Origin of the sequence: Hahella sp. CCB-MM4 (assembly GCF_002260525.1) — a bacterium.
In the GTDB taxonomy this organism is placed as follows: domain Bacteria; phylum Pseudomonadota; class Gammaproteobacteria; order Pseudomonadales; family Oleiphilaceae; genus Hahella.
Genome location: NZ_MRYI01000002.1, coordinates 577,209 through 592,248 on the forward strand (window position 1 = coordinate 577,209; position 15,040 = coordinate 592,248).

General features: G+C 49.9%; 15 protein-coding genes. 4 read left to right on the forward strand and 11 right to left on the reverse strand.

All coding sequences use genetic code 11. From position 1 onward, the window contains the following. Positions 1-18 precede the first annotated feature (18 nt). The 5 genes from BTA51_RS06200 to BTA51_RS06220 all read right to left on the reverse strand — a co-directional run bounded on the left by BTA51_RS06200 (position 19) and on the right by BTA51_RS06220 (position 4,747). Positions 19-375: a hypothetical protein gene (locus BTA51_RS06200; protein ID WP_094706741.1), complete on the reverse strand. Its 357-nt coding sequence runs from the start codon at positions 373-375 to the stop codon at positions 19-21. A 92-nt stretch (positions 376-467) separates the two neighbouring features. Further along, complete coding sequence (locus BTA51_RS06205; RefSeq protein WP_094706538.1) at positions 468-2,162, reverse strand: methyl-accepting chemotaxis protein; 1,695 nt, start codon at positions 2,160-2,162, stop codon at positions 468-470. A gap of 92 nt (positions 2,163-2,254) precedes the next feature. Beyond that, positions 2,255-3,100 carry a transporter substrate-binding domain-containing protein gene (locus tag BTA51_RS06210; protein ID WP_168188079.1) on the reverse strand — a complete coding sequence of 282 codons (846 nt, stop codon included), beginning with the start codon at positions 3,098-3,100 and terminating at the stop codon, positions 2,255-2,257. Positions 3,101-3,358: 258 nt separating this feature from the next. After that, positions 3,359-4,054, reverse strand: coding sequence for a glutathione binding-like protein (locus tag BTA51_RS06215; RefSeq protein ID WP_094706540.1), 696 nt, complete (start codon positions 4,052-4,054; stop codon positions 3,359-3,361). Between the two features lie 12 nt (positions 4,055-4,066). Then, positions 4,067-4,747 (reverse strand): glutathione S-transferase family protein, encoded by a 681-nt coding sequence (locus tag BTA51_RS06220; protein WP_094706541.1) that lies wholly within the window; start codon positions 4,745-4,747, stop codon positions 4,067-4,069. A 164-nt stretch (positions 4,748-4,911) separates the two neighbouring features. Here BTA51_RS06220 and BTA51_RS06225 point away from each other — a divergent pair, with 164 nt between their 5' ends. Then, entirely contained in the window at positions 4,912-5,496 is a 585-nt protein-coding gene (locus BTA51_RS06225; RefSeq protein ID WP_094706542.1) for a TetR/AcrR family transcriptional regulator, read from the forward strand. 59 nt (positions 5,497-5,555) lie between these two features. Here BTA51_RS06225 and BTA51_RS06230 read toward each other — a convergent pair whose 3' ends face one another. Continuing rightward, entirely contained in the window at positions 5,556-6,437 is an 882-nt protein-coding gene (locus tag BTA51_RS06230; RefSeq protein ID WP_094706742.1) for a LysR substrate-binding domain-containing protein, read from the reverse strand. A gap of 122 nt (positions 6,438-6,559) precedes the next feature. Between BTA51_RS06230 and BTA51_RS06235 the strand changes: the two genes are divergently transcribed. Next, the gene (locus BTA51_RS06235; protein ID WP_094706543.1) at positions 6,560-7,282 is read left to right on the forward strand and encodes an FMN-dependent NADH-azoreductase; all 723 of its coding nucleotides are present in this window, start codon (positions 6,560-6,562) and stop codon (positions 7,280-7,282) included. A gap of 41 nt (positions 7,283-7,323) precedes the next feature. Here the strand turns inward: BTA51_RS06235 and BTA51_RS06240 are convergent, their stop codons facing one another. Together BTA51_RS06240 and BTA51_RS06245 are read right to left on the reverse strand one after the other, a co-directional pair. Then, positions 7,324-8,247: a DUF4124 domain-containing protein gene (locus BTA51_RS06240; protein ID WP_094706544.1), complete on the reverse strand. Its 924-nt coding sequence runs from the start codon at positions 8,245-8,247 to the stop codon at positions 7,324-7,326. Positions 8,248-8,342: 95 nt separating this feature from the next. Beyond that, complete coding sequence (locus tag BTA51_RS06245; RefSeq protein WP_246840940.1) at positions 8,343-8,915, reverse strand: macro domain-containing protein; 573 nt, start codon at positions 8,913-8,915, stop codon at positions 8,343-8,345. A 251-nt stretch (positions 8,916-9,166) separates the two neighbouring features. On the opposite strand from BTA51_RS06245, the gene BTA51_RS06250 reads away from it, so the two are divergent. Continuing rightward, entirely contained in the window at positions 9,167-9,760 is a 594-nt protein-coding gene (locus tag BTA51_RS06250) for a GNAT family N-acetyltransferase (protein WP_246840941.1), read from the forward strand. 23 nt (positions 9,761-9,783) lie between these two features. Here the strand turns inward: BTA51_RS06250 and BTA51_RS06255 are convergent, their stop codons facing one another. Further along, positions 9,784-11,181, reverse strand: a complete 1,398-nt coding sequence (locus BTA51_RS06255) for a sigma-54 dependent transcriptional regulator (RefSeq protein WP_305794053.1) — start codon at positions 11,179-11,181, stop codon at positions 9,784-9,786. Positions 11,182-11,271: 90 nt separating this feature from the next. Next, complete coding sequence (locus BTA51_RS06260) at positions 11,272-13,188, reverse strand: ATP-binding protein (protein ID WP_246840959.1); 1,917 nt, start codon at positions 13,186-13,188, stop codon at positions 11,272-11,274. Positions 13,189-13,586: 398 nt separating this feature from the next. On the opposite strand from BTA51_RS06260, the gene BTA51_RS06265 reads away from it, so the two are divergent. Then, positions 13,587-13,892 carry an alanine-zipper protein gene (locus BTA51_RS06265; protein WP_094706547.1) on the forward strand — a complete coding sequence of 102 codons (306 nt, stop codon included), beginning with the start codon at positions 13,587-13,589 and terminating at the stop codon, positions 13,890-13,892. A gap of 43 nt (positions 13,893-13,935) precedes the next feature. On the opposite strand, the gene BTA51_RS06270 is transcribed toward BTA51_RS06265, so the two are convergent. Then, positions 13,936-14,892: a L,D-transpeptidase family protein gene (locus BTA51_RS06270; protein WP_094706548.1), complete on the reverse strand. Its 957-nt coding sequence runs from the start codon at positions 14,890-14,892 to the stop codon at positions 13,936-13,938. Between the last annotated feature and the right edge of the window lie 148 nt (positions 14,893-15,040).

Genomic DNA, 15,040 nt, shown 5'->3' on the forward strand with positions numbered 1-15,040 from the left:
CGAGATTCAATCTCGTCGTTACGCCCCAGGCTTTCGATACTCTCCAATAACTTCAATGTCACCCACAATATTGTCGTTTAGAGCTTCAAGTTCCTCTGCCGGCACCCACCATTCAGTATGGTGAGACGCGCCAACTTGCTCAATATTGTATTTGGACATGAAGGCTTTCTTTACAAAGAACCGGGTTACATAACCGACGCCACTATCCTTAATATTCCATTTGGTGGCGATCTCCTTCGCGTATAGTTCATTGGTTACCGGATAGAATATAGGTTGATCAGGTAATCGAGGTGGCCATCGCTTGTAGCCTGACTCTTTAACTAATTCCAACTCTTCTGGCCCAGTTGGCCTGAACATTTCAACTACTTCTTCCATATACCACTCGAATCTCTCTAACTTGACGACCAAAACGATACTACCTCTCATCCTAATAAGTCTATTCTTACCTCGGCTGCCAAATGTTCAAGTCAACGACCAAATCGCGCAGTAAGCACATCCAGCTCTCCGGCCAAGCGTGATAGACCTTCAGCACTTTCAGCTATCTGCGATGCTTTATCCGATGAGCGATGTGCCAAGTCGTTAATCGAAGTGATATTCTGGTTAATCTCTTCCACAACGGTGTGCTGCTCCCTCGCTGCGGCGGCAATTTGAGCACTCATTTCATTGGCAATATCAATGGCATTGGATACTTCTTCTATGGCCTGGGAAGTTTTCTGGGAGTATTCCACGGACTGAACGGTCTTATCCGAAACTTGCTCAATGACCGATACCATCGCCTGGGTACCGGCATTCAACTTCTCAATCATCTGGTGAATTTCTTCGGTGGATGCCTGGGTCTTTTGAGCAAGGCTGCGGACCTCATCAGCGACTACCGCAAAACCTCTTCCCTGTTCACCTGCCCTGGCAGCTTCAATCGCTGCATTCAAAGCCAGCAGGTTAGTCTGCTCAGCAATTCCTCGGATAACGTCCAGCACAGCCCCTATCCCCTTGCTGTCTTCAGCCAGACGCAGCACCACTTCTTTGGCATCCTGCATACTTTCTGAAACCTGGCTGATAGCCGCAGCGGCAGCACGTGTTACCGCCTGGCCTTCTTTAGAGGCAGCATCGGCCCTGGACGAAGCCTCAGATGCCTGGGTAGCATTCTCTGCCACCCCATCCACTGTCGAGGTAATTTGATTGATGGAGGTTGCCGCGGTTTCAGTCTGACTTTGTTGCTGCTGAATATCGCGGTTGGTTTCCAGCGTAATCTCCGAAAGTGATCTTGCCGATTCCGCCACGTCTCCGGAAAGACTGGCAATTCGCCCAAACGTTTTGTTGAGCTCTTCCACAAAACGGTTAAAAGCAGAAGCGATACGGCTGACCTCATCACTCCCCTCAACATCCAGCCGCTGAGAAAGGTCTCCACCCTCACCGGAGATCCCCTCCAGTGCCTGAGCCACCCGGTTAACTCTTCGATGGATCAAGACTCGATACAACCCGGTTATCACTGCCAATACCACCCCCAATATAATGATCAAAGCCACCACAACCTTGGTTCCCAGAGCCTGGCCATTCGCTATCAGTTCATCAATATTGATATCCACTTCCAGCACCCCACGGACATCGCCCAGCTTCCAATCATTCTTAGGGGTATCGGGACGCGAGTTATGGCATGCGACACAGGCTTGGGCCACCATTTTGTCTGCCACCGCCACTCGCACAATAGAACTGCCATCGCTCGTACTTTCTACCATGGAGTATGTCTTGTCCGGGTTTTTGTTCAGATTCGTCCACGCCTCCTGACCAAAACTGTCCAACCGTCGATCTGCTCTGTTGGGGAAAGGGAATGCACTGTAGAGTTTGAGGGTCATCCCCTCCTGGGAAAATTCCGAACTCAGGTCATGAATCATCGTGGCCGGTAACGGAATCGCATTCTTGTTTTGACTATGATCAAAAGAAGCCGTCAGCGAAGAGTTGCCCAAGACCTTTTGCACAACATTACGGGTGTAGTACCCACGCAATGTCTTGAACTGCTGGACCATCTGCTCAGCCGATGCCGTAGCCTCCTTGACGGCGTTGGCTTTCATCACACTGGGAACATAAAAATAAATAGCAATAACAGAGAGAGCAAAAACGCCAACAACGGGAACGGTGATCTTCCAGATCAGAGAGTGCGATTTCATAGCAGTCACTCCTGATATTCATAGGGTAATATCTAGTGTAGTCCCCGCATGACAGAATATCTTGTTCTATATAGCAGCCGCGACGGAAATGGCTATCGATACCAAAGACTTAAATTATCTATAGGTGTATCAGTTGGTAATAATGGATTTTTGAGGTCAATGATTTTGCGATGCTCCAATTGGGCGCGATTAATCGCATCGGAATAGAATGCATTGAACAATCGCTCGAAATCGCCGTTTGCAATAGAGGTATTGAGTCCGGCAGAAATAGCATCATGCAGAGGTTTGTTTTGTCGGTTCACAAAATAGTAAACGGCTGCGGGGTACCGGATCAGCAGGTGGGAGTCGACCTGTAAGTTGTCGTGGGCCTCTACTTCCGGCCATATCTCAATCACCGCTCTGGGGAAAGCATCTACGTGTCTGGCCCCGATCATTTTGAACATTGCCTGGTAATTCGAAACACTCTCGACCATGAGCTGGTTGGATCTGAGAATCTCAAGATCCGGCCAATCATGACCTTGTACGAATACAACTCCCCTCAACTCTGCCAGTGACGTTATTCCCGCGAGTCTATCGGCATTGTCAGGATGAACGATGCATAGCCTCCAGCCGATCAATCCTTTGTATATGGGAACTTTGATCGGTAATAACTCGATTTCTCTTTCCTCGCTGGTCATTGCCCATAGAACATGAACGCCCTCATTGTGCAGCACCAGATTCATCGCCCGCCCCTGGGGAATAATCTCCTTACTGGATTCCAGTGTGATGTCTGCACCGCTGTTCCTGAGAGCCATTTCCAGCAGCTTCACCGGATACTCATTGCGCTGATCAAATTGAGTATTCGAGCGGGCATAAATGGCGACTTCCGCAGCCTGTCCACTCCCGGACATCAACAACCAAAGGGACATGACGCTTGCAAGCATCCAATATATTCTCACCTGGATAACTCCTGGAGACGGACTGATTCTCATCTAGAGTAGTGTAGTTAATCTTGACCATGGGGATGAAATAACCACTGGTTACATTCCCCTAGGGTTGACCCTAGTTGACGCAATCCTCTTCCGGAGAAATCCCTCCACAGTTCACTGCTGATATTCTGGCGTTACGACGATAAATAGAGAAACTTGAGCGATTGCTTTCCCACGTTAAAAAGGGTCTGACTCAGTGAGTCAGACCCTACCACTTCTAATAACAGTTTATGCCTGAGCTGTTGCCTTTTGTCCAAACAGAACCTTTTTACCTTCCTCTGTCACCGCAGGTCGTTTGGTCCACGGTCTGGCTCTTTCGTACGCAGCCATAACAGCCGGACGTTCAGCCATCGCCTGGAACCAGCGCTTCAGGTGAGGGAAATCATCCAGATTCTGCTGCTGGTTTTTGTACGGAACTATCCAGGGGTAAATCGCCATATCCGCGATGGAATACTCATCCGCAACCCATTCATGGTCTGCCAAACGTCTATTCAGCACACCGTAGAGCCGATTAGTTTCGTTGATATAGCGGTCCATCGCGTATGGGATACGCTCTGGGGCATATTGAACAAAATGATGGTTCTGGCCGGCCATGGGACCAAGTCCACCGATTTGCCAGGTCAGCCACTCCAGCACGGACTTGCGCTCCCTGACTGAGGCAGGTAAAAAACGACCGATCTTTTCCGCCAGATAAATCAGGATAGCCCCGGATTCAAAAACCGTTATCGCCTCACCACCGTCCGTAGGGTTTTGATCAATGATCGCAGGCATCCGATTATTGGGAGAGAACGCCAGAAATTCGGGCTTGAACTGATCGCCGGCGCTGATATCAACAGGCTTGATGTTGTATGCAAGTCCTGCTTCTTCAAGAAAGATAGTGATTTTGTGACCGTTCGGCGTCGGCCAGTAGTAAAGATCAATCATGAATATTCTCCATTACACCGCTTCCGGGTAGTTTTGCGGAAAAAGGGCTCTCATGGCCTCTTCATCCCTCTCTTTTTTGAACTCAATGTCCTTTCCAACCTCTCTCGCCCGCGCAACGGCAGGCCGCGCATTGACCGCATCAAACCAACGCTTCAGGTTAGGAAATGGCGTCAGGGCGTCTTCACCCAGCACCACTGGGGCACGATCAATCCAGGCCCATGCGGAAATATCGGCAATGGTGAAACCGTCTCCTACGATAAATTCCCGCCCTTCCAAATGCTGATCCAGCACCTGGTAATGTCTTACAGCTTCCCGGTGATAACGATTGATGGCATAGGGAAGCTTTTCCGGAGCCATATGTTTGAAGTGCACAGCCTGACCGGAATATGGACCAATCCCTGTGCCTATGAACATTAGCCAGGAAAGTAGTTCAGCACGGTTTTCCAGGTCCCCCCTCAGCTTTCCGGTCTTTTCAGACAGATATAACAATATCGCTGTCGAATCGAAAACCCTCACACCTTCATCTTCGATTGCGGGAGCTTTTCCATTGGGGTTAATCGCCCGAAAGGCTGGTAAATGCTGCTCTCCCTTTAAGGTGTCCACTGGCGCAATTTCATATGGCAGGCCAGTTTCTTCTAAGTACAAGGCAACCTTCATTGGGTTGGGAGTATGGTGAAAATAGAATTTGATCATCGTGGCATCCTGTCGTTTGAGTGGGTACGAACATCAACTTGAATGATCATTCAAGCACTACTTGAACGATTGTTCAAGATCTTTTTGAACATTCATTCAAAATGGCGTTATAATTCTTTCAGCTAATCCGAGATTAGAAACCGTGTCCCGAGAACTGACGCTGTATGGCCAAAGCACAATTCGATCGTGAACAGGTAATCCATGATTCTACCCAGTTGTTCTGGCAACAGGGATTCAGCGGAGCCTCAATGCAACAGGTATGTAAGGCTACCGGCCTGAAACCGGGCAGCCTGTATCTGGCATTCGGAAGCAAGGAAGGGTTGTACGAAGCCGCATTGGAGCACTATGCAATACAGGCGCAGGGAAAAGTCCGGCAAACTCTGGAAAATGCCCCCTCCGTTGGCGAAGGCATTTGTCAGGTACTGAACCAGATGGTGGAAGACTCAAAGCAAGCCGATTACTGCAGCTGCTTCCTGATAAAAAGCCAACTGGAACTGGCCACGATGGGGGGAGAACTGCTGGAAAAAATCAGTGGTTACCTTGGAGCTATGGAAGAGCTGTACACAGAATTTCTATGTCGGGAGTATCCAAAGGAACAAGCCCACCTCTATGCCGCCAGCCTGATGCTTCATACTTACGGTATCCGTGTTTATGGCTATCTAGGACGCTGCCCGAAAGCCATGCTGAAGGCGCTGCAGTCTGGACTGCCCTGGCTGCCATGGGATAAGTGGGCAACCCACGCCCAATGAAAAGAGCGACTCTCGGACTCCTGACGATATTCGTTCTGCTCACCATTGCGATGGTTTCATCATGACAACCCCATAATCCAATCTCTCACCGACATAATGGCAGGATCCTTCCGTCTACGTTCTGGATAAACCAGGTGAAATGGCTCAGCCTTGAGTTCAGGCCCAAATGGTTGAACCAGACGGCCGTTTTCCAGCTCATCCATAATCAGAGCTTTGCTCATCAGCGCAACGCCTTCGCCGTTGAGGGTTGCAGATACAGCGTGGGTTTCATCGGAAAATATCGGACCTGCTGAGATGTCGAGGCCGGGTACTTTGGCGAAATGCTGCCATATTTCCCAGTCCACAGGAACACTCTTGGCATTGTTGGGCTCGAAATGAATCAATGGATAACGACATAAATCCTTCGGCTTGCGAATATGGAGCTTAGGACTACAGGCAGGAATAAATCGATTATCGAATAGTTTCTCCGCGACCAGTCCAGGCCAGTCACCTTTTCCATAACGAATAGCCAGATCGGCAGTTACTCCATCCAGTTCCACGACTTCGTGAGTCGCGTGGATTCGCAGATCCAGTTTAGGATGTGATTCTCTTAATCTGGAAATCCAGGGCAATAGCCAGCGAACAGCAATGGCAGGTGTAGTCGATAAAGTGATGGCCTGCCGTTCGGGCTTGGTTTTCAGGCGCTGGACGACAGCGGCAATGCTATCAAACGAGTCACTTAAAACGGACTGCAACTCTTTTCCCTGCGTCGTGAGGATCAACTGTCTCGGCTTACGCACAAACAACGCAAGGCCCAGCTCATCCTCAAGCAGGCGTATTTGGTGGCTAATGGCTGTCGGTGTGACAGACAGCTCTTCTGCCGCACGCTTGGCGCTCTGATAGCGTGCAGCTGCCTCGAAGGCTCTGAGAGCAGATAGGGAAGGTATACGATTTGCTGCCATAGATGAATTCATCTCATCCATTTTGAAAATATTTATCGTTTGTCGATATACAGAGTATCTGGCCTCATAGAGAAAGCTGTCAACTGACAGATGAATCATTCTCATCAATTTTTGGAGGCTATATGACCCGGATACTACATCTTGATGCCAGTGCGCGCCCTGGTCGCTATGGTACAGAATCTCATGGCTCTCACACTCGAAATCTGACCCATCGGTTCATATCCCGCTGGTTAAAATTCCGGCCGAATGACGAAGTGATTTATCGGGATATCGGGGCAAAGCCACCAGGCGCAATATGTGGAGATTGGATACAGGCCGCTTTCTCATCATCGGAAAATGCAGAGCCCTGGATGGAGAAAGTTCTGGCGGAGAGCAACGAGTTGGTGGATGAACTGATTCAATCAGACATACTGGTTCTCGGAATTCCCATGTACAACTTCAATGTACCTTCTGCTTTCAAAGCCTGGATAGATAATATTGTACGCATCGGACGAACATTTGAATTCGATCCCAACCTGGAGATTCCTTACATTCCCCTGTTGGCCGATCGTCCACGCCGCGTGGTATTGCTATCTTCACGCGGCGGCTACGACATGGGACCAGGAGGGGCACTGGCCCACATGAACCATCTGGAGCCCAGTGTACAAACCGCCTTGGGATTCATCGGCCTGACCGAGATCGATTGTATTGCGGTGGAATACCAGGAAGAGGGAGGTGAACATTTAACACAGTCCGTTAAAGATGCAGAAATACGCGTCGACAGGTTGGTAGACGAACTTCTTTCCGGGCCTGCATCCACAGATCGAGAGCCAAGCAACATGGAACCCGTCTACTCAGAGATCTGAAAACATTACAGCCAGATCATGCTGGCAGGTGGGTAGGGAGGTTATAATCTAATAGATGAAGTATCTTCCCTACGCACCCATTGAGACCATTTCAACTCGAGAACATCCATACCGCCGACATACTCCTTCTCAACAATCCAGAATGTGAGCGTTCTACTTCCTTGTTTAAATCCGTGAACCAGCTTGATTAAAAAGCTCCTTTGATCTGCAGAAGACAGCAACATTCGGGTAAGTTCACCGGCCTGGCTATGCATCACATAATCTGTAGCTCTATCTTTTTTCCGCCAATCGGTACTTGGGAGAGATAGAAATTCCCGCAATCCCATCAGTTGCCCTTTTTTATCCACCGCCTTCACAAACCGGCTACCAGAATCATGGTGGTTTAAAACAAGGCTCCCCTGATCACTGATCAGCATTTCCATATTCTCTGCCAGCCCCTCATCCAACCAACTGGGAACAAACTTGGAGGTAGTGTGAATAATCGCGTGGCTGGTTTCGTGTTTTACGACTCGAAAAAACCTCTCCTTGTCCTTTCGCATGTATGTCGCAATGATATTGAGTCGAGGGAAAAACATCCCTCCGGTACGCCCATAGTAGTGGGTTATGTTTGCCCGGATAAACTCGTCGTAACTGTCAGCATCCTTGAGGATTTTTACCTTTACCGGAATGGTTTGGTAGATATCAAAGTACAGCTTCCGGTCAAAAAACTGATAGACGTTGTTTACGTCCTCTTGAATTCGAGCCACATCCTCTTTTGATATATCGACGCCGATACCCTCAACGCTGATATCAAGCTTCTTCCAATAGTTTTTTTCCGTCTTCAGCTCAACTTGAGTCTGACCAAGTTGATCCTGTTTTACATCGCTATAATGCACCCTTCCGTTTTCATCCACATGACGATATATCTCAGCCGTGGCTACTGGTGACAATATAAAGAAAATGGCAGCTATAAATAGATTCCGCATACTTCCCGGTACTTCTTGATACTCAGCTTTCAAACCTGAAACGCTTTCAGCTGTCGAGAGTATGCCGCCAGAGACTCAAAGTAAATTCACAATCACTATTCGCCATAAAACTTCCGATAAACCTTCTCCCATTCCTCCAGCTCAACCGCACTGTGCAGACAAATCGTCAATCGCTCAAAGCGCTCTGCGGCAGGCTGCAGTATCTCCAGTGCTTCATGTGCCACGATCGAGTGAGGGGTTTTGCTGGCACCGGTTCCAAGGGCAGGAAAGGCAATACTCCGGAAGTTATTTTGCTCCGCAATAGCAAGGCTGTTTTTAAAGCAATCTCCCAAGACGGATAGAGTGGAGCCTCCCCATTGATCTCCGCCAGTCCATAGAGGCGTTACTGTATGGATAATGAATCTGCAGGGTAAATCAAATCCCGGAGTAATGACTGCCTGACCGGCAGGACACTGGTCAGAGAGTTCCTGGCAGGCTTTGTCCAGGTCAGGACCTGCCTTGTCATGGATGATGGCGGAAAGGCCTCTGCCCTTACTAAGGTATTTATGTGCGGGACAGACAATGGCGTCAACATCCAACTGCGTGATATCGCCCTGAAGCAATTCAATCATTTTGTGAGGCTCCTTTACCTGGGTCGGCGCAACCCGGATAACACTTGGACGTGGCATAGCCGACTTGCCCAAGGAGTATCATCCGACGCTGACTTTAAGTATTGCACAGTAAACCGCATTGCGCAGATTCAGGGCATGACACGGATCAATCGAAGTCACATTCAGGTTCGCTACTGGTCGCTGGCCGCTGCTGGACGCTAATGGGTAAGCAGGATTGAATGAGGTTGGTATACTGTAGTGCAGGTACGTTGAAGCATAAGCACTGAATCCACCGGGAATCCAAACTGTAGCAACCTCAGGGAGATATTGTGGACCAGATAGAAATTGACACCGTCAGTGGTGACGAAATCACCCCATGGCTGGAGGACATGGCCAGACTGCGTTTGCAGGTATTCCATGAGTTCCCATATTTGTATGAGGGAAGCTTCGACTATGAGGCTGATTATCTTCGCAAGTATGCCCGCTCGAAAAACAGTGTGTTTATCCTGGCCAGGGTCAACAATCAGGTGGTTGGCGCCGCAACAGGCCTGCCGCTCAGAGACGCAGATCCTGAGTTTCAGGAGCCCTTCACTGAGCACGGACTGGAGGTGGATCAATACTTCTATTTTGGCGAATCAGTGCTGGACAAGAATTTTCGGGGTAGGGGAATCGGCCACATGTTCTTCGATGCCCGGGAGGCGTTCGCCTGGCAAAATAAATTCCGGCTAACCACTTTCTGCGCAGTGGAACGCCCCGAAAGCCATCCCAAACGCCCGTCTGATTACAGGCCACTGGACAAGTTCTGGGAAGCCCGCGGTTATCAAAAACACCCTGAGCTACGAACCAGCTATAACTGGCTGGATATCGGTGATACCGAGGAAACCGCCAAACCCATGGTGTTCTGGATTAAGAAGCCGGTATAAGTTCCCCGATGGACTGACGATGGTCAGTCCTCGCGATATTCCTGCCGGTTAATCCCATATTTTTTCAGCTTGTCATACAGGGTTTTACGGGGTAGTCCCAGCGCCAGCATGGTGTCCTTGATACTGCCATGATTGGCTGCCAGTGATTCCCGGATCAACGTTTCCTCATAGAATTCCACTTTTTCAGACAAGGTCTGGCGGCTCTGGATTTCCTGATCGTTCAGCATCTGCTCCATTTCAAAAGAACAATCCTCCCCCATGATGACGTAGCGTTCTGCCAGGTTTCGCAACTCACGCACATTTCCCGGCCAGTCATGGGTCAACAGTCGATGACGATGTTCAACACTGATCGGTACGGTTTCCCGCTGATAACGGGCCGCCGCAATCAAAGCAAAGTGTTCAAACAGCAAAGGCACATCATCCAGGCGCTCTCTCAGAGGCGGAATTTCCACCGCCACCGTATTGAGACGGTAATACAGATCCGAGCGGAATTCCCCTTGGTCCGCCATGTCTTTCAAGCTGACCTTGGTGGCGGCGATTACCCGGATATCCAATGGTATCAACTGGTTCGAACCCAGCCGTTCAACCTTGCGCTCTTCTAGTACTCGCAGGATCTTTACCTGAAGGGTCAGCGGCATGCTCTCAATTTCATCGAGAAACAGGGTTCCACCATTGGCATGCTCAAATTTGCCGATCCGTTTCTTGTCCGCTCCGGTGAAAGCTCCTGCTTCATGGCCAAACAGCTCGCTTTCGATCAAATTTTCCGGCACAGCTCCACAGTTGATGGCAACAAAATTACCATTGCGACGATTGCTGTGTTCGTGAAGATAACGGGCTACCAGCTCCTTTCCGACGCCGGTTTCGCCCATCAGCAGAATATCTGCCGGCGTGTTCATAATTTGCGTCAGAACCCGCCTTAACCGCTGAACCGATTGGGTGCGCCCCAGAATCCGGGGACCGGGAAGATTCTGCTCCTGCAGCTCTCTTTTCAGATCCCGGTTTTCCATGGTCAGGGCTCGTTTCTCCAGGCCCCGTTTCACCGTATCCAGCAACCGTTCGTTGCTAAATGGTTTCTCAATAAAATCGTAGGCGCCGGTTCGCATGGCCGACACCGCCATGGAAATATCTCCGTGGCCGGTAATCAGAATCACCGGAACATCCCGGTCGATCTGGTGCACCTGCTGCATCAATTCCAGACCATTCATACCCGGCATATTGATATCCGAAATAATGACGCCGTTCCAATCGCTGGTGATCTGTTCAAGTGCACTGCGGGCATTATCAAAACCTTTGGACTGAATGGTCTCAAGTTCCAGGGTCTGGCACAGGGAGTTGGCAACATGGCGATCATCATCGATGACCAGGACCTGCATATTGGCGAGCAGTTCCGCGTAATCATTCTGGCTATCTGAGTCTGGCAATGGCTTCCACCGTTAAGTCATTTTTCAAGTATGCAAAGCAGGGCGATTGCCCTCATCTATATGTAATTTAGAGCCAAATCTACCAACCGGCTATTTTGTCATCCACATATCCGGTTTGGAATCGGCCGATTCCTCGCGCTCTTCCTGTACATCAGCCTTGCGCAAGGTAACAATAAAAACAGCCCCTTCTCCCGGGACATTCCGGGCGGTCAGGCTCCCGCCCATGGATTCAACAATCCGATGGGATATCGACAAGCCAAGGCCCAGCCCCTGGGACTGCTTTTTGGTGGTGAAAAACGGTTCGAACAGATGAGATAACGCTTCATCGGAAATTCCCGGACCACTGTCCTGAACCTGAATCAGTACCTGATCCGTATTTTCAATCACCTTGATACTAAGCCGTCTAGACCCATCCAGCGCGGCCTCTCCTTCGCTTTCAACCATTTCAGCGATGGCTTGTACCGCGTTGGTGATCAGGTTGATCAGCACCTGTTCCAATCTCACCATATCCGCCAAGACCAGGACATCCTGTTCATTGACGTTCATGATCAATTCAATACGATGCCGACGAATCTCGGATTCTGTGATTTTCAAAGCAGCGGTGATACAGGCTCCCACGTGAATCGCGCCAAGGGACTCGGACTCCTTGCGAGAGAAGACCTTCAGCTGGCCGATGATGCTGGCCATATGATCAATCAGATGCACAATTTCCTGCAGGTTCATCTGCGCTTTGTCATGCAGCTGTCGATCAATAAATGCCTGGGCATTCTGAGCATAGCTCCGCAATGCCGTCAGGGGTTGGTTCAATTCATGATTGATCCCCGCAGACAGCTGACCCAGCAGCGCAAGTTTAGCCGCCTGAACCAATTCGTCCTGGGTTTGCTTGAGGGCCGTTTCCGTACGCTTACGCTCCTGCACTTCATTCTGCAAACGTATGTTTGCCTCAGACAGATCCTTGGTCCGGTGTTCCACCCGCTCTTCAAGCTGTTCCTGTGCATGCTTCATGGCCCGTTCCCGGCGATAGCGCTCCAGTAACAGCATGACCAGCAATACAATGACCAGGAACATGGACAGACTCAGCAGAAGCACATTGCTGACTTCCTGTTTCACCCGATCCAGCGGCATCAGCAGTTTGACCTGCCAACCGGCTTCGGGCATGTCAGCTTCCCTTTCCAGATAGGTCTGTTCGTTACCGGGATCAGTTCCTACTGTAACAAAACGGGCTCCTGTGCCGAGGAGTTGAGTAGGGGCTTCTGCATTCTGATAGGTAATGGGTTTCAATTCCTTATCGGAGTATCGGCGCTCCAGATCCAGCACTAACTCTTGCGCCGGTGTCAGTGGACGGGTATGGCGGAATCGCCATTCCGCCCGGGTGGAGATAAAAACCACACCATATTGATCCGTCACCATCACTTCGAAACTGTTCTGGCCCCAGGGGCTCGCCCACTGCTGCTCAACATCGGACAGACTGATTTTGACAACCACCACTCCAACGATGACATCATCATCTGAAACCGGAAATGAAAAATAAAAGCCACGTATATCGGACGTGGTACCAAGGGCAAAATAGCGGCCGGTGCGACCTTCCATCGCATCACGAAAATAGGGACGATAACGAAAGTTGTTGCCAACGAATGATTTAACACTGCGCCAGTTATTGGCAGCGATGGTGGTGCCTTCTGAGTTCATCAGATAGACATCGGAAGTTTTCCCAATCTGGTTGATGGATTCAAGGTAACGATTGGTTTCGTCGATCACTTCCGGATTATTCGGATCCTGAAGGGCTATCAAAAGGCGGGGATCAATCGCCAGTATGTGGGGCAGAGATTCATACTCCGCCAGAATCGCCTGTAACCCGGATACCGCACGACGTAACTCATAGCCGGCATCCCGATCCAGATCAGCGACTGCAGAACGATGAGCCCAATCCCGGGTGAGCATACTGATCGCGGCTGCCAACCCCATTACGATCAACAACAGCACTAGATTTTGCCGATATCGGGTCATGGACAAAAGGTGTTACCTCGGATTGTTATTATCATAAGGCCACAAAATCTTGGCGCCACAGAACAGCCTGTCATCATTATGCCATTCTTATCTCAATGCTGCCTGCCTATCAGCCGAAAGGCTCATCGTGAGAAAATGCCACATGCCATTATTCAAATGGCCTATTCCATTGATATATCAACAATTCCCCATTATTTGATCGTGACAACGCCTCGGGTAAATTCTCTTTAATTGCGCGTTCAGCCGGATTACACTGACACCACGCAGCAACGCCGTGGGCAGTTTTTATACGGCGCTCGTCTGTTGGAACCTGTTGAATGCGGTTGTTTCACCGGAGGTCGTTGACAGGGTTTCCGATATTACGATTTGAATAATTTAGCCCAAGAAAGGGGATACCAATGAAAAAAATTCTGGTTTTAGGATCCGTAATCGCGTTGGCTTCTGGTTGTGCCAGCATGTCTGAACAAGATCGTCAGTCCTTGGCTGAAGCCACTCAAACCGCCAATCAGGCAGAACAGGCTGTAGCATCTGCTCAAAGCACTGCCGATACGGCTCTGAGCAAAGCCAATTCTGCACAGTCTCGCGCGGATGCTGCTTATGCTAAAGCGGAAGAAGCCCTGGCAGCAGCTCTGGCGGCACAGAAAGCTGCAGAAGAAGCCAATGAGCGTGCACGCCGCATGCTGGAAAAAGCCAGCCGTAAATAATCAACGGATCTTTGTGTGATCGGCGCGATTTCCGCGCCCTTGATCATTGCACAACAGCCAGGGATGGCGATGTTTCCATCATAATTCCGACGATTGAAGGGATACCGCTGTTTTCTTCCAGCATCTTCTCTATTGCATCTCCATCCAGATCATAGCGTGAGGCAGGTATATTCAGGCGGGTCAGAGCATTAATAAAGTATCGCTTGCGCTGTACCATGGTGTCGTCCGAATCCGCATGAACTTCCGCCCATAGACGACTGCCGTTGACGGCCAGTTTCACCGGCTGTTTGATAATTCGCACCGGTGTATTCTTGGCAGTGATGCCTACCAGCTCCTCAATATCCCAGTTATACAGTCGAATACAGCCGTGACTCACCCGCATACCAATGCCCACTCCCTTATTGGTACCGTGTATCAGGTAGCCATTGGAATCCAGCAGAAGAGCAAACGGCCCCAGAGGATTATCAGGCCCGGCGGGTATTGATGCCGGTAACACCTCACCGTCCTCACGAAGTTTCTGCTGACGTACAGACTCGGGGGGATACCAGGTAGGCTTTTCGAGTCCCATTTTTACCCGGGTGTCCATTTCCGGTGTGGGAAAATCCAGGGTGCCGATACCAATCGGGTAGGTAATGACTTTCTTTTTGCCCGGAAGGTAGTAATACAGACGATATTCGGGAAGGTTCACCACAATGCCTTCCTGTGGAGTATCCGGCAGCAAAAACTTCCCCGGCAGGACGATCCGATCTCCGGCAGTGGGTAACCAGGCATCAACCGAAGGGTTTGCCTGAATCAGTTCATTGAAACCAAAATTATATTCTTCCCCCAGATCGACAAAGGTATATTCGCGCTTGGCCACAAGGACCTTTTCCTCACCGATCATTGGCTGACCTTTCTGCCAGGCAAATTCAGCCCCTTCGGAGAGGCTTGCAAACATCAGCGTAGCAGACAACAAAAGGCCCAGCCTTCCAGGGATAAAACTCTTTATTGCATTCAGCATGACAAATGTTCTTTATACTGGGTCATTCGGTTGAAACTTTCTCAACATCCCGCATTGTCAGGCAGGACGCGCGTTTGTGCAAACCTTTCTATTGCGCCGGTTAGACGTGACATGAGCTCGCCATGGAGAGGATAATCCGAAAAGGTTA

Excerpts from the sequence above, each read along its gene's own strand:
- BTA51_RS06220 (WP_094706541.1), bottom strand. The coding sequence starts at position 4,747 with ATGATCAAATTCTATTTTCACCATACTCCCAACCCAATGAAGGTTGCC.
- BTA51_RS06265 (WP_094706547.1), top strand. The coding sequence starts at position 13,587 with ATGAAAAAAATTCTGGTTTTAGGATCCGTAATCGCGTTGGCTTCTGGT.
- BTA51_RS06225 (WP_094706542.1), top strand. The coding sequence starts at position 4,912 with ATGGCCAAAGCACAATTCGATCGTGAACAGGTAATCCATGATTCTACC.
- BTA51_RS06270 (WP_094706548.1), bottom strand. The coding sequence starts at position 14,892 with ATGCTGAATGCAATAAAGAGTTTTATCCCTGGAAGGCTGGGCCTTTTG.
- BTA51_RS06240 (WP_094706544.1), bottom strand. The coding sequence starts at position 8,247 with ATGCGGAATCTATTTATAGCTGCCATTTTCTTTATATTGTCACCAGTA.
- BTA51_RS06235 (WP_094706543.1), top strand. The coding sequence starts at position 6,560 with ATGACCCGGATACTACATCTTGATGCCAGTGCGCGCCCTGGTCGCTAT.
- BTA51_RS06230 (WP_094706742.1), bottom strand. The coding sequence starts at position 6,437 with ATGGCAGCAAATCGTATACCTTCCCTATCTGCTCTCAGAGCCTTCGAG.
- BTA51_RS06200 (WP_094706741.1), bottom strand. The coding sequence starts at position 375 with ATGGAAGAAGTAGTTGAAATGTTCAGGCCAACTGGGCCAGAAGAGTTG.
- BTA51_RS06245 (WP_246840940.1), bottom strand. The coding sequence starts at position 8,915 with ATGCCACGTCCAAGTGTTATCCGGGTTGCGCCGACCCAGGTAAAGGAG.
- BTA51_RS06205 (WP_094706538.1), bottom strand. The coding sequence starts at position 2,162 with ATGAAATCGCACTCTCTGATCTGGAAGATCACCGTTCCCGTTGTTGGC.
- BTA51_RS06215 (WP_094706540.1), bottom strand. The coding sequence starts at position 4,054 with ATGATTGATCTTTACTACTGGCCGACGCCGAACGGTCACAAAATCACT.
- BTA51_RS06260 (WP_246840959.1), bottom strand. The coding sequence starts at position 13,188 with ATGACCCGATATCGGCAAAATCTAGTGCTGTTGTTGATCGTAATGGGG.